This is a genomic window from Bradyrhizobium sp. Kon69 (assembly GCF_055807515.1).
Genome location: NZ_JBVVOS010000009.1, coordinates 118905 through 131356, shown reverse-complemented (window position 1 = coordinate 131356; position 12452 = coordinate 118905). Strand labels below are relative to the sequence as shown.

Genomic DNA, 12452 nt, shown 5'->3' with positions numbered 1-12452 from the left:
TGCCTGTTTGGCGCGACGTCCTCGACCACGAGCCTGCCCGTTACTACGGCCGGTGGTAATGGGTCCTGGCTTTCGCCAGGACGACACTGAGTATGTGGCGAGCTACATGAAAACTCAGCTCAACCAGAACTTCGGCGTCGCCGGCTCCAGCCTGCCGCCGGCGCGCACCGGTGCGATCCGCAGTGCCAAGCCCGTCGCGTCATCCGTCTCCACGGCCACGCCGCTGAGCGTCGCTGCGCCCGCCGCCGGCTCGAAGCGGCCCGAGGGGATCCCGGAGGTGAACCTGCGCAGCGGCTCTTCCTTCTGCATGCCGATGATGGAATCGTAGTCGCCGGTCATGCCGGCATCGGTCATGTAGGCGGTGCCGCCTGACAGGATCTGGTGGTCGGCGGTCGGCACATGGGTGTGGGTGCCAACGACGAGGCTGGCGCGGCCGTCGCAGAAGAAGCCGATGCCCTGCTTCTCGCTGGTCGCCTCGCAATGGAAGTCGACGACGATGGCGTCCGCGGCAATGCCGAGCGGGCAGGCGCCGAGCTCGCGCTCCAGCGCTGCGAAGGGATCGTCGAACGGGGTCATGAAGACGCGGCCGAGCGCGTTGACGACGAGCGCATGCTTGCCGTTCTTGGTCTCGACCAATGCGGCGCCGCGGCCGGGCGTGCCGCGCGGATAGTTCGCCGGCCGCACCAGGCGCTCGGCGCGCTCGATGAACACGAGTGCTTCGCGCTGGTCCCAGGAGTGATTGCCGAGCGTCACCGCGTCGGCGCCGGCGTCGAGAAACTCCTGATAGATGGCTTCCGTGATGCCGAAGCCACCGGCGGAATTCTCGCCGTTGACGACGACGAAATCGAGCGACCAGTCCTTGACCATGCCGGGCAGATATTCGGCGATGGCATTGCGCCCGGCACGGCCGACGACATCACCCACGAACAGAATGCGCAACTTCAGAACTCCGGAAATCGAATACGTCGGATTCCGTTAGCACATAATCCAGCGCCACGTCGTGGGCTAGTGCCGGAACCGCCTTGATCTCCTGCGCTGCAAAAGCGAGCCCGATGCCGACGATATTCTTGGCTTTTCGCAGATGCGCGAAGGTGTGGTCGTAATGCCCCGCGCCATAGCCGATGCGATGGCCGAGACGATCGAAGGCCGCGAGCGGCGTCAGCATGATGTCGGGAATGACTTCAGCGGCCCCAGGCGACGGCTCGGGAATGCCGAGCGGGCCGAGCATCAGGCGATCGTTCGGATGGAAGATGCGGAAGATCAGCGACTGGCCGCGCGCGGTGACGCAAGGCAGCGCGAGCCTGGCGCCCTGCTCGGCCAGCGTCTTCAGCAGCGGCATCGGATCGATCTCGCTGCGGATCGGCGAATAGCCGGAGACGATGCTGCCCGGCAGCAGCGAGAATGGCAGCCCGCGCTTGGCGAGCTTGGCGGCGGCGGCGGTGCGTTTCTTGTCGCTCAGCGCATCTCGCGCCGCGAGGGCTTTGGCGCGGAGTTCGGCTTTGGTGTTGGTCATGCGCTTGCCCCCGAGGCAGAGCTACCCCCGCTGTCATCACCCGCAGCGTGTCGGGGACGCAATTTCGACAGGCACGAACCAGAAGGAAGAACAAAAGTGCGAAGCCGCGAACGCCGTTGAAGCACTCGATCCCGGAGTTCCCTACGAAAGTAGGTGGGCACCATATGTCCGAGCCCACGGGCCCGGCCAGGGACAGTTCCCTAAAGGATCGATAAGGCCCCGGGGATAATGGCTCCTGACGCGCGTCGCAGCCCCGCTCGGGCAATGTAACAACGATGCTGACGAATCGCCAGCCCGGTGAACGGTCAGCCGATGGCGATCCCGTTGCCGACGGTCCGGTTCAGGACCTGGGTCGACTTCTCGATGCGCTCGGCCGCAGAGTTCAGTGCGTTCACGACCGCGGTCTGGGTCAGCCGGGCGCGCTCCACGGCGGCGTTGCGGAAATCCCGCAGTTCGGTCAGCTCCTGCTCCATGGTGCGGATGCGGTTGCCGGCATCGACCAATTCGTCGCAGACGGTCAGCGCCGCCATCACGGTGAGCCTGGCATCACCGATCTCGCCGAACTTTCCGCGCAGCGACTGAATCCGCGTCTCCAGGCTTTCGGCGAGCTTGAGCAGCCGCACCTCCTGGCCCTCCTCGCAGGCCATGCGGTATTGCCGGCCGTTGATGGTGACGTTGATGTGGCTCATCCGTCCTCTCCGGTATCGAGCACCGAGCGAATCGTGACGATCGCGGAATCCAGCCGATCGGAGATCTCGCGGCTGGAGCGCTCGAGCTTGCGCGCCTTCACCAGCGCGCCGTCGAGCTCGTCGGCAAGGCGCGAGCGGTCCGCGCCCAGCGCCTGAATCCGCGCCGCGAGCTCGTTCTCGTCGCGGTCGGCATCGCGCCGCCGCTCCACGGCGCTTTCGAGCGAGTCGAGCGCCGCCATGAGCCTGCGGGTCGCGATCTCGATCTCGACGGCCGAGGACTCGGTCATGGCAGAGCTGTTGGATACGCGATCGTTCATGCAGTCAGCGGCGGAACCTGTGGCCTTGCCCTTGGGCTTTTCCTTTGGGCATTTACCTTGGAGCTTGCCGTCCGGCAAAAGACTCGGTTCGGCAAGCGGTTAGAAGCAGAAATTTACGTGGCAAGCTAGCGGAGCGCAACGCCGCCACGAAACTATGCACTGCTAAGCAACTTTTGCGGCCAAACCGGCGATTGATTGCCTTGGCCTGCCGGAACCGAGATGCTATCCCAGCCGCGACCCCAGCGGCCGAAAGGCTCCTTCCGGCGCGGCCAAATCCAGCCACAAGCGCCTCATTTCAGACGGATTTTCAGACATGACGCAGGTCGATCACAACCGTATGGCCAATGCGATCCGCGGCCTTGCCATGGACGGCGTCGAGAAGGCGAAATCGGGTCATCCGGGCCTGCCGATGGGCGCCGCCGACATGGCGACCGTGCTGTTCACGCAATTCCTGAAATTCGACGTCGCCGCGCTGGACTGGCCGGACCGGGACCGCTTCGTACTCTCGGCCGGGCACGGCTCGATGCTGATCTATTCGCTGCTGTATCTGATCGGCAGCCCCGAGATGACGATCGACCAGCTCAAGGACTTTCGCCAGTTGGGATCGCTGACCCCCGGACATCCCGAGCACGGCCATACCAAGGGCATCGAGACCACCACCGGTCCGCTCGGCCAGGGCATTTCCACCGCCGTCGGCATGGCGCTCGCCGAGAAGATGCTCGCCGCCGAGTTCGGCAAGAAGATCGTCGACCACCACACCTATGTGATCGCTTCCGACGGCGATTTGATGGAAGGCGTGTCGCAGGAAGCGATCGCGATGGCCGGGCACTGGAAGCTCAACAAGCTGATCGTGCTCTACGACGACAACGGCATCTCGATCGACGGTCCGACCTCGATCTCCGATTCCGTGGACCAGGTGAAGCGCTTCAAGTCGGCGGGCTGGGCCGCCGAAAAGATCGACGGCCACGACCAGGCCGCAATCGCGGCCGCGATCACGCGCGCGCAGAAATCAAACAAGCCGACGCTGATTGCGTGCCGCACCACCATCGGCTTCGGCGCCCCGCACAAGGCCGGCACCAACAAGGTCCACGGCGAAGCGCTCGGTGCCGACGAGCTCAAGGCCGCCAAGGAAAATCTCGGCATTTCGCTCGAGCCGTTCTCGGTGCCCGACGACGTGCTCAAGGCCTGGCGCGCGGCCGGCAGCCGTGGCGCGACGGCACGACAGGAATGGGAAGCAAGGCTCGGTGAACTCGGCACCCGCAAGCGCGCCGAGTTCGAGCGTCGCCTGCGCCACGAGCGCCCGGCCGCGCTGGCAAAGGCGTTCAAGGGTTACAAGAAGGAGCTCTTGGAAAAGCCGATGAATGCGGCGACCCGCAAATCCTCGGAAGCCGTGATCGAAGTGATTGCCGGCGCGATGCCGATGGAGTTTCTGGCGGGCTCGGCCGACCTCACCGGCTCCAACAACAACAAGGCGAAGTCGGCGACTGCCTTCTCGGCCAAGACGCCGAAGGGCCGCTTCATCCATTACGGCATCCGCGAGCACGGCATGTGCGCGGCGATGAACGGCATCTTCCTGCACGGCGGCTTTGCGCCGAACGGCGCGACATTCCTGGTGTTCACGGATTATGCGCGACCCGCGATGCGGCTCGCCGCGTTGATGGGGACCGGGGTCGTTTATGTCATGACCCATGATTCCATCGGCCTCGGCGAAGACGGCCCGACCCACCAGCCGGTCGAGCATCTGTCGGCGCTTCGCGCCATTCCCAACATGCGCGTGTTCCGCCCGTGCGATTCCATCGAGGTCGCCGAGTGCTGGGAGCTCGCGCTCAACCGCATCGACGGTCCGACGGTGCTGGCGCTGACCCGGCAGAACCTGCCGCAGCTGCGCACCACCGCGCCGAACGAGAGCCCCTGCCGGTTCGGTGCCTACGAGCTGGTGGCCGCCCAGGGCGAAGCCAAGGCGACGCTGTTTGCTTCCGGCTCCGAAGTGGAGATGGCCGTGGCCGCCCAGAAGCAGCTCGCCGAGCGCGGCATTCCGACCCGGGTGGTTTCGGTTCCCTCGCTCGAGCTCCTGTTAGCGCAACCAAAGGAACGCCGCGACGAGATCATCGGCAACGCCCCGGTCAAGGTCGCGATCGAGGCCGCCGTGCGCTGGGGCTGGGACGCCGTGATCGGCCAGGATGGCGAGTTTATCGGCATGCACTCCTTCGGCGCCAGCGCCCCTCTCAACAAGGTATTCCAGCACTTTGGCATTACCGCCGAGGCCGCGGTTAACGCCGTTCTGAAACGCGTTTCCTGAGAGTTGAGATTGCCGAAAAAAAGGACTACCTAACTCTCATATGATCAAGCCCCGCCCGGCCGAACCGGGCGTCCGCCCTAAAAAAACCCTCGCAGGCGCGTTAGCGCGTTGTGCGGGATGACAACGGTCATTGAAGGAGACGAAACATGGCAGTCCGCGTCGGAATCAACGGTTTTGGCCGCATCGGCCGCAACATCCTGCGGGCCATCGCCGAGTCCGGCCGCAAGGACATCGAGGTCGTCGGCATCAACGACCTCGGCCCGGTCGAGACCAACGCGCATCTGCTTCGCTTCGACAGCGTCCATGGCCGTTTCCCCGGCACCGTGACCGTCGATGGCGACACGATCAGCCTCGGCGGCAACAAGATCAAGGTGACCGCCGAGCGCGATCCTTCGAAGCTGCCCTGGAAGGATCTCGGCATCGACATCGCGATGGAATGCACCGGCATCTTCACCTCGAAGGACAAGGCCTCCGCGCATCTGACCGCCGGCGCCAAGCGCGTTCTCGTTTCTGCGCCCGCCGACGGCGCCGACGCCACCATCGTCTACGGCGTCAACCACGACACGCTGACCCGGGAACACCTGGTCGTCTCCAACGGCTCCTGCACCACCAACTGTCTCGCGCCGATCGCCAAGGTGCTGAACGACCTCGTCGGCATCGAGACCGGCTTCATGACCACGATCCACGCCTATACCGGCGATCAGCCGACGCTCGATACCATGCACAAGGATCTCTATCGCGGCCGTGCGGCTGCGATGTCGATGATCCCGACCTCGACCGGCGCCGCCAAGGCGATCGGCCTCGTGCTGCCGGAACTGAAGGGTAAGCTCGACGGCGTCGCGATCCGCGTGCCGACCCCGAACGTCTCGGTCGTCGACCTCAAGATCGTCGCCAAGCGCGCCACCGATCCGAAGGAAATCAACGAGGCGATGAAGCGTGCCTCCGAGCAACAGCTCAAAGGCATCCTCGGCTACACCAGCGCGCCGAACGTCTCGATCGACTTCAACCACGACCCGCACTCCTCGACGTTCCACATGGACCAGACCAAGGTGCAGAACGGCACGCTGGTGCGCGTGATGTCCTGGTACGACAACGAGTGGGGCTTCTCGAATCGCATGGCGGACACCGCCGTCGCGATGGCGAAAGTGATCTAACCAAGACGCGTCACGGCACAGCCGGAGAACGCCATGACCTCGCAACTCGTCGCCCTCGCGCTCCTCTTGGCGTTGATGGGCGGCCTGTTGTTCCTGTTCTTGCGATCGGGCTCGAAGATCAAGCCCGATCCGGATCGGAAGATCGAGGACTGGCCCAACATTACCCAAGGCGGTTCAGGGGATCCCTCGTGACCAACAAATTCCGCACCCTCGACGACGTCGATGTGAAGGGCAAGCGCGTGCTGCTGCGCGTCGACCTCAACGTGCCCATGGAGAACGGGCGCGTCAGCGACGCGACCCGGCTCGAGCGCGTCGCGCCGACCATCACCGAAATCTCGGAGAAGGGCGGCAAGGTCATCCTGCTCGCGCATTTCGGCCGGCCGAAAGGGCGCGATGGCAAGGACTCGCTCAAGCCCGTTGCCGAGGCGCTGTCGAAGGTGGTGAAGAAGCCCGTCGCCTTCGCCGACGACTGCATCGGCGAGCCCGCGGTCAAGGCCGTGGCGGCGCTGAAGGACGGTGACATCCTCTGTCTGGAAAACACCCGCTTCCACAAAGAGGAAGAGAAGAACGATCCGGCCTTTGTCGCGGAGCTCGCAAAACTCGGCGACATCTGGGTCAATGACGCGTTCTCGGCCGCGCACCGCGCCCACGCCTCGACCGAAGGCCTCGGCCACAAACTGCCCGCCTATGCCGGCCGCACCATGCAGGCCGAGCTGGTCGCGCTGGAGAAGGCGCTGGGCTCGCCGACCAAGCCCGTCATCGCCATCATCGGCGGCGCCAAGGTCTCGACCAAGATCGACCTGCTCGAAAACCTGGTGACCAAGGTCGACGCGCTGGTGATCGGCGGCGGCATGGCCAACACCTTCCTGCACGCCCAGGGCGTCGGCATCGGCAAGTCGCTGGCCGAGAAGGATCTCGCCGCGACGGCGCTGCGCATCATGGAAAAGGCGGAAGCCGCCAACTGCGCCATCATCCTGCCGGTCGACGCCACCGTCGCCTATCATTTCGCGGCCAACGCACCGTCGCACGCCTATGGCCTCGACGCGATCCCGGCCGACGGCATGATCCTCGACGTCGGTCCGCAGTCGATCGCGCGTGTTCATGCTGCGATCGACGATGCGGCGACGCTGGTCTGGAACGGACCGCTCGGTGCGTTCGAGATGCAGCCGTTCGACCGCGGCACGATGTCCGCCGCCAAGCATGCCGCCGAGCGCACCAAGGCCAAGAAGCTGGTCTCGATCGCGGGCGGCGGCGACACCGTGGCGGCCCTCAACCAGGCCCATGTGGCCGGTCAGTTCACCTATGTCTCGACCGCCGGTGGCGCATTTCTTGAATGGATGGAAGGCAAGCCCCTGCCCGGCGTCGAAGTTCTGCGCACCAAGTAATCGGTCGGCAAGTCGTCAGCCGCCTTCAAGCAGTGGCCTTGCAGGCCCAAACGGGAGAACAACACAGATGGCTCGGATCACGTTGCGTCAATTGCTCGACCATGCGGCGGAGAACGATTACGGCGTCCCGGCCTTCAACATCAACAACATGGAGCAGGCGCTGGCGATTATGGACGCGGCCAACCAGGTCGACGCGCCCGTCATCATCCAGGCCTCGCGCGGTGCGCGCTCCTACGCCAACGACATCATGCTCAAGCACATGATGGACGCGGTGACCGAGATCTATCCGCACATTCCGGTCTGCGTGCATCTCGACCACGGCAACGAGCCGGCGACCTGCATGACCGCGATCCAGGCCGGCTTCACCTCGGTCATGATGGACGGCTCGCTCAAGGCTGACGGCAAGACCCCCGGCGACTGGGGCTACAATGTCGGGGTGACCAAGACCGTGACCGACATGGCCCATCTCGGCGGCATCTCGGTCGAGGGCGAGCTCGGCGTGCTCGGCTCGCTCGAGACCGGCATGGGCGACAAGGAAGACGGCCACGGTGCCGAGGGCAAGCTCAGCCACGACCAGCTCCTCACCAATCCGGACGAGGCCGTGAAGTTCGTCCAGGAGACCCAGGTCGACGCGCTCGCGATCGCGATGGGGACGTCGCACGGCGCCTACAAATTTACCCGCAAGCCCGACGGCGACATCCTCGCCATGAACGTGATCGAGGAGATCCATCGCAAGCTGCCGAACATGCATCTCGTCATGCACGGTTCCTCGTCGGTGCCGCAGGACCTCCAGGACATCATCAACGCCTATGGCGGCAAGATGAAGCCGACCTGGGGCGTGCCTGTCGCCGAGATCCAGCGCGGCATCAAGAACGGCGTGCGCAAGATCAACATCGACACCGACAACCGCATGGCGATGACCGGCCAGATCCGGAAGGTGCTCAAGGACAATCCGGAAGAGTTCGACCCGCGCAAATACCTGAAGCCCGCGATGGAAGCGATGACCAAGCTGTGCAAGCAGCGGCTCCAGGAATTCAATACCGCAGGGCAAGCCTCCAAGATCAAGAAGGTGCTGACCACAGCCGAGATGGCCAAGCGCTACGCCAAGGGCGAGCTCGCCCCGAAGGTGGCGTGAAGTCCGGCACGCTCTGTCGTCTCCCTCGCCCCGCCCTTCGCGGGGAGAGGGTTGGGGTGAGGGGCTCTCTCCGCAGATGAGATGACTGCGGGACCCGTACCCCCTCACCCGGATCGCAAGGGCGATCCGACCTCTCCCCGCAAGCGGGGCGAGGTAACAGGCCCCTCCCCCCTTACCCTGCGACGAACGTTAACTCGGCATTTGCCCGAGAACGGTCTATTTTCACCGGCAAGGGCAGAATCGTTTTGGGAGGACATCTCGATGAATCTGACTGAGCTCAACAGGATCGCGACCGCTCTGGTCGCGCCCGGCAAGGGCATCCTTGCCGCGGACGAATCCTCCGGCACCATCAAGAAGCGTTTCGACGCGATCGGCGTGGAATCGACCGAGGAGAACCGCCGCGACTATCGTGAGATGCTGTTCCGCTCGAAGGACGCGATGAACCAGCACATCTCCGGCGTCATCCTCTACGACGAGACGATCTGGCAGAACGCAAAGGACGGCACGCCCCTGGTCAAGCTGATCGAGAGTAGCGGCGCCATTCCCGGCATCAAGGTCGACGAAGGCACGCAACCCCTGCCGATGTGCCCGGGAGAACTCGTCACCGTCGGGCTCGACAAGCTCGCCGAGCGCTTGAAGAAATATTACGAGCGCGGCGCGCGTTTCGCCAAATGGCGCGCGGTGATCGACATCGGCAGTGGCACTGACGGCCGGGGCATCCCCTCGATGACCGCGATCAGCGTCAACGCCCACGCGCTGGCGCGTTATGCAGCGCTGTGCCAGGCCGCGCAGATCGTGCCGATCGTCGAGCCCGAAGTGCTGATGGACGGCGATCACGACATCGATCGTTGCTATGAGGTGACGAGCCGTGTGCTCAACAAGACCTTCCAGGAATTGCGAGTGCAGCGCGTCGCGCTCGAGGGCATGGTGCTGAAGCCGAACATGGCCATCTCCGGCAAGAAATGCCCGAAGCAGGCTTCCGTCGAGGAGGTCGCGGAGAAGACGATACGGCTGCTTAGGGCGTGCGTGCCCGCGGCGGTGCCCGGCATCGCCTTCCTTTCCGGCGGCCAGTCGGATGAAGAGGCAACGGCGCACCTCAACGCGATGCACAAGCTCGGCCCGCTGCCCTGGGGCCTGACTTTCTCCTATGGTCGCGCCCTCCAGGCCGCGCCGCAGAAGGCCTGGTCCGGCAAGGCCGAGAACGTCGCAGCCGGACAAAACGCATTCAGTCATCGCGCGCGCATGAACGGCCTCGCATCCAAGGGCGAATGGCAAAGCGGCCTGGAACAGAAAGCAGCCTAGATCTTGTCGAACAAATCTCCTCCGCCGCGCCCGGCGCCGCGCCTTTATCTCGCGACGCCCGTCGTCGATGATCCCGCTTCGCTTCTGGTCGAGCTGCCCAGCCTGCTCGCCGCCGCCGACGTCGCGGCCGTGCTGTTGCGGCTGAAGGTGACCGATCAGCGCACCATGATCTCCCGGATCAAGGCCTTCGCGCCGCCGGTTCAGAAAGCGGGCGCGGCCCTGCTCGTCGACGGCCATCCTGAGCTCGTCGCACGCGGCGGCGCCGACGGCGCGCACCTGCCAGGCATCGCCGCGCTGAAGGAGGCGCTGCCATCGCTGAAGCCCGATCGCATCGCCGGCGTCGGCGGGCTGACGACGCGGCACCATTCCATGGATGCGGGCGAGATCGGAGCGGATTACGTGCTGTTCGGCGAGCCCGACGCAAAAGGCCAGCGGCCGTCGTCGCAGGCGATTGCCGAGCGGCTGGACTGGTGGGCCGAGCTGTTCGAGCCGCCCTGCGTCGGCTTTGCCATGTCGCTGGAGGAGGCCCACGAATTCGCCGCCAGCGGCGCCGACTTCGTGCTGGTGGGCGACTTCATCTGGGCCGATCCGCGCGGACCCAAGGCGGCGATGATCGAGGCCGACGCTGCGATCAAGAAGGCTCATGCGACTGCGCTTGCAGAACAGGAGCACGGCTAGCGCCCGTCATGAAGCTCCCGCGCATCACCATCCTGGCCACGCTGCTGCTCACAGTGCCCGCGGCCGCGCAGCTCCAGATCACGCCACCGGTTGCAACGCCGAACCCTTCGGCCGAGAAAACCAAGGACAAGCCGAAGGCCACGCCGCACACCATCACCAAGAAGAAGGAAGCGGCGCCGGCACCCAAACCTTCAGCCTCCCCCAAACCTTCAGCGTCCTCAAAGCCTGCTCCGGCCGCGACCGTGATTCCGGCGCCTCCGGCCGACAATCCCAACGTCGATCTGGTGTTCGGCGCCTATCAGCGCGGTCAATACAAGACCGCCTTCGAACTCGCCACCGCTCGTGCCGAGACCGGCGATGCCAAGGCGATGACCATGCTGGGTGAGCTCTATTCCAACGCCATGGGCATCCGGCGCGACTATGCCAAGGCGCTGCAATGGTACAAGCGCGCCTCCGACGCAGGCGACCGCGAGGCGATGTTTGCGCTCGCCATGCTCAGGATGTCCGGCCGTGGCGGCCCGGTCGACAAGAACGAGGCGGTCAAGCTGATGGCGTCCGCCGCCAAGCTCGGCGAGCCCAAGGCGGCCTATAACCTCGCGCTGCTCTATCTCGACGGCCAGACCCTGCCGCAGGACGTCAAGCGCTCCGCCGAGCTGCTGCGCCAGGCGGCTGATGCCGGCCTGCCCGAAGCGCAATACGCGCTCGCGACCTTCTACAAGGAAGGCACAGGCGTGCCGAAGGACCTGGAACGGGCGGTGCGTCTGCTCCAGGTCGCCACGCTGACCGACAATGTCGATGCCGAGGTCGAATACGCCATCGCGCTGTTCAACGGCACCGGCACGCCGAAGAATCAGCCGGCGGCCGTAGCCCTGCTCCGCAAGGCCTCCCGCCAGGGCAGCGCGATCGCGCAGAACCGGCTGGCCTGGGTGCTGATCAACGGCATGGGCACGGCCGTGGACAAGGTCGAGGGCTTCAAATGGCATCTGGTGGCCAAGACCGCCGGCAAGGGCGATCCGGAGCTGGACAAGCAATTGTCCGATTTGCCGGCCGAGGACCGGGCCAAGGCCGAGGCCGCCGCCAAGAAATGGCTCGGGGCCAAATGACTTGACGTTGAGGCCCCCGCAGGGCACCCCATCCCTCAAACAGGCGCGATTTCACGCCATTTCCCCCGATCAAGACCGGAAGCTCATGCTGTATTCCGCAACTATCAACGTCATGGTCAAGGCCGCGCGCCGCGCCGGCCGCAGCCTCAAGCGCGATCTCGGCGAGATCGAGCATCTCCAGGTCTCGCTGAAGGGACCGGCGAATTTCGTCTCGCTGGCCGACAAGCGCGCCGAGGAGATTCTCTACCAGGACCTCGCCAAGGCGCGGCCCGGTTACGGCTTCATCGGCGAGGAAGGCGGCACGCGCGAAGGCTCCGACAAAAGCCACACCTGGATCGTCGATCCGCTCGACGGCACCACCAACTTCCTGCACGGCATCCCGCAATTCGCGATCTCGATCGGGCTTTCGCGCGAGGGCACGATCATCGCCGGCGTGATCTACAATCCCGCCAATGACGAGCTCTACATCGCCGAGCGCGGCAAGGGCGCCTTCCTCAACGACCAGCGCCTGCGCGTGGCCGGCCGCCGCCAGCTCAACGAATGCGTGGTGGCTTGCGGCCTGCCCCATATCGGCCGGGGCGACCACGAGGAATTCCGCCGCGAGATGACCGCGATGCAGGAGCGCGTCGCCGGCCTGCGCCGCTTCGGCGCCGCTTCCCTCGACCTCGCCTTCGTCGCCGCCGGCCGCCTCGACGGCTACTGGGAACGCAATCTGCAATCCTGGGACGTCGCCGCCGGCATAATCATGCTGCGCGAAGCGGGCGGCACGGTCACCGACATCGACACGCCGGGCGATGCCCTGGTGACCGGGCATGTCGTGTGCGGGAATGAATTCGTGCACGGGGAATTGGTGAAGATTTTGCGGAAGTAGGGTGCA

General features: G+C 65.1%; 13 protein-coding genes and 1 other RNA gene. 9 read left to right on the top strand and 5 right to left on the bottom strand.

Features of this window, described 5'->3' with window-relative positions:
* Window positions 1–114 precede the first annotated feature (114 nt).
* The 5 genes from AC0L3U_RS14320 to AC0L3U_RS14300 all read right to left on the bottom strand — a co-directional run bounded on the left by AC0L3U_RS14320 (window position 115) and on the right by AC0L3U_RS14300 (window position 2519).
* Window positions 115–939, bottom strand: coding sequence for a TIGR00282 family metallophosphoesterase (locus AC0L3U_RS14320; protein WP_247359553.1), 825 nt, complete (start codon window positions 937–939; stop codon window positions 115–117).
* Window positions 917–1513, bottom strand: coding sequence for a 5-formyltetrahydrofolate cyclo-ligase (locus AC0L3U_RS14315; RefSeq protein WP_473291853.1), 597 nt, complete (start codon window positions 1511–1513; stop codon window positions 917–919). Before AC0L3U_RS14315 ends, AC0L3U_RS14320 begins: the two co-directional genes overlap by 23 nt.
* 97 nt (window positions 1514–1610) lie before the next feature.
* Window positions 1611–1770: non-coding RNA, 6S RNA (ssrS, locus tag AC0L3U_RS14310), on the bottom strand.
* A gap of 48 nt (window positions 1771–1818) precedes the next feature.
* Window positions 1819–2202 carry a cell division protein ZapA gene (locus AC0L3U_RS14305; protein WP_007599950.1) on the bottom strand — a complete coding sequence of 128 codons (384 nt, stop codon included), beginning with the start codon at window positions 2200–2202 and terminating at the stop codon, window positions 1819–1821.
* Entirely contained in the window at window positions 2199–2519 is a 321-nt protein-coding gene (locus AC0L3U_RS14300) for a DUF4164 domain-containing protein (RefSeq protein WP_026232773.1), read from the bottom strand. Before AC0L3U_RS14300 ends, AC0L3U_RS14305 begins: the two co-directional genes overlap by 4 nt.
* Window positions 2520–2832: 313 nt before the next feature.
* Here AC0L3U_RS14300 and tkt point away from each other — a divergent pair, with 313 nt between their 5' ends.
* The 9 genes from tkt to AC0L3U_RS14255 all read left to right on the top strand — a co-directional run bounded on the left by tkt (window position 2833) and on the right by AC0L3U_RS14255 (window position 12446).
* Entirely contained in the window at window positions 2833–4818 is a 1986-nt protein-coding gene (tkt, locus tag AC0L3U_RS14295) for a transketolase (RefSeq protein WP_473362183.1), read from the top strand.
* Between the two features lie 146 nt (window positions 4819–4964).
* On the top strand, window positions 4965–5972 hold the full coding sequence (gene gap / locus AC0L3U_RS14290; protein WP_473362182.1) for a type I glyceraldehyde-3-phosphate dehydrogenase: 1008 nt from the start codon (window positions 4965–4967) through the stop codon (window positions 5970–5972).
* A gap of 33 nt (window positions 5973–6005) precedes the next feature.
* Window positions 6006–6164 (top strand): hypothetical protein, encoded by a 159-nt coding sequence (locus AC0L3U_RS14285; protein ID WP_247406375.1) that lies wholly within the window; start codon window positions 6006–6008, stop codon window positions 6162–6164.
* The gene (locus AC0L3U_RS14280) at window positions 6161–7357 is read left to right on the top strand and encodes a phosphoglycerate kinase (RefSeq protein WP_473362181.1); all 1197 of its coding nucleotides are present in this window, start codon (window positions 6161–6163) and stop codon (window positions 7355–7357) included. The genes AC0L3U_RS14285 and AC0L3U_RS14280 overlap by 4 nt, the downstream gene beginning before the upstream one ends.
* A 67-nt stretch (window positions 7358–7424) precedes the next feature.
* Complete coding sequence (gene fba, locus AC0L3U_RS14275) at window positions 7425–8492, top strand: class II fructose-bisphosphate aldolase (RefSeq protein WP_473362180.1); 1068 nt, start codon at window positions 7425–7427, stop codon at window positions 8490–8492.
* Window positions 8493–8753: 261 nt separating this feature from the next.
* Window positions 8754–9794, top strand: coding sequence for a class I fructose-bisphosphate aldolase (locus AC0L3U_RS14270; RefSeq protein ID WP_473362179.1), 1041 nt, complete (start codon window positions 8754–8756; stop codon window positions 9792–9794).
* 3 nt (window positions 9795–9797) lie between these two features.
* Window positions 9798–10472 (top strand): thiamine phosphate synthase, encoded by a 675-nt coding sequence (locus AC0L3U_RS14265; protein ID WP_473362178.1) that lies wholly within the window; start codon window positions 9798–9800, stop codon window positions 10470–10472.
* Between the two features lie 8 nt (window positions 10473–10480).
* A complete protein-coding gene (locus tag AC0L3U_RS14260; protein WP_473362177.1) occupies window positions 10481–11575 on the top strand; it encodes a tetratricopeptide repeat protein in 1095 nt (364 codons plus the stop codon).
* An 85-nt stretch (window positions 11576–11660) separates the two neighbouring features.
* Complete coding sequence (locus AC0L3U_RS14255; protein WP_473362176.1) at window positions 11661–12446, top strand: inositol monophosphatase family protein; 786 nt, start codon at window positions 11661–11663, stop codon at window positions 12444–12446.
* Window positions 12447–12452 lie beyond the last annotated feature (6 nt).

What these genes read in the sequence shown, in the direction of transcription:
- AC0L3U_RS14300 (WP_026232773.1), bottom strand. Translation starts at nt 2,519, where the DNA reads ATGAACGATCGCGTATCCAACAGCTCTGCCATGACCGAGTCCTCGGCC.
- AC0L3U_RS14285 (WP_247406375.1), top strand. Translation starts at nt 6,006, where the DNA reads ATGACCTCGCAACTCGTCGCCCTCGCGCTCCTCTTGGCGTTGATGGGC.
- fba (WP_473362180.1), top strand. Translation starts at nt 7,425, where the DNA reads ATGGCTCGGATCACGTTGCGTCAATTGCTCGACCATGCGGCGGAGAAC.
- AC0L3U_RS14260 (WP_473362177.1), top strand. Translation starts at nt 10,481, where the DNA reads ATGAAGCTCCCGCGCATCACCATCCTGGCCACGCTGCTGCTCACAGTG.
- AC0L3U_RS14255 (WP_473362176.1), top strand. Translation starts at nt 11,661, where the DNA reads ATGCTGTATTCCGCAACTATCAACGTCATGGTCAAGGCCGCGCGCCGC.
- AC0L3U_RS14270 (WP_473362179.1), top strand. Translation starts at nt 8,754, where the DNA reads ATGAATCTGACTGAGCTCAACAGGATCGCGACCGCTCTGGTCGCGCCC.
- gap (WP_473362182.1), top strand. Translation starts at nt 4,965, where the DNA reads ATGGCAGTCCGCGTCGGAATCAACGGTTTTGGCCGCATCGGCCGCAAC.
- tkt (WP_473362183.1), top strand. Translation starts at nt 2,833, where the DNA reads ATGACGCAGGTCGATCACAACCGTATGGCCAATGCGATCCGCGGCCTT.
- AC0L3U_RS14315 (WP_473291853.1), bottom strand. Translation starts at nt 1,513, where the DNA reads ATGACCAACACCAAAGCCGAACTCCGCGCCAAAGCCCTCGCGGCGCGA.
- AC0L3U_RS14305 (WP_007599950.1), bottom strand. Translation starts at nt 2,202, where the DNA reads ATGAGCCACATCAACGTCACCATCAACGGCCGGCAATACCGCATGGCC.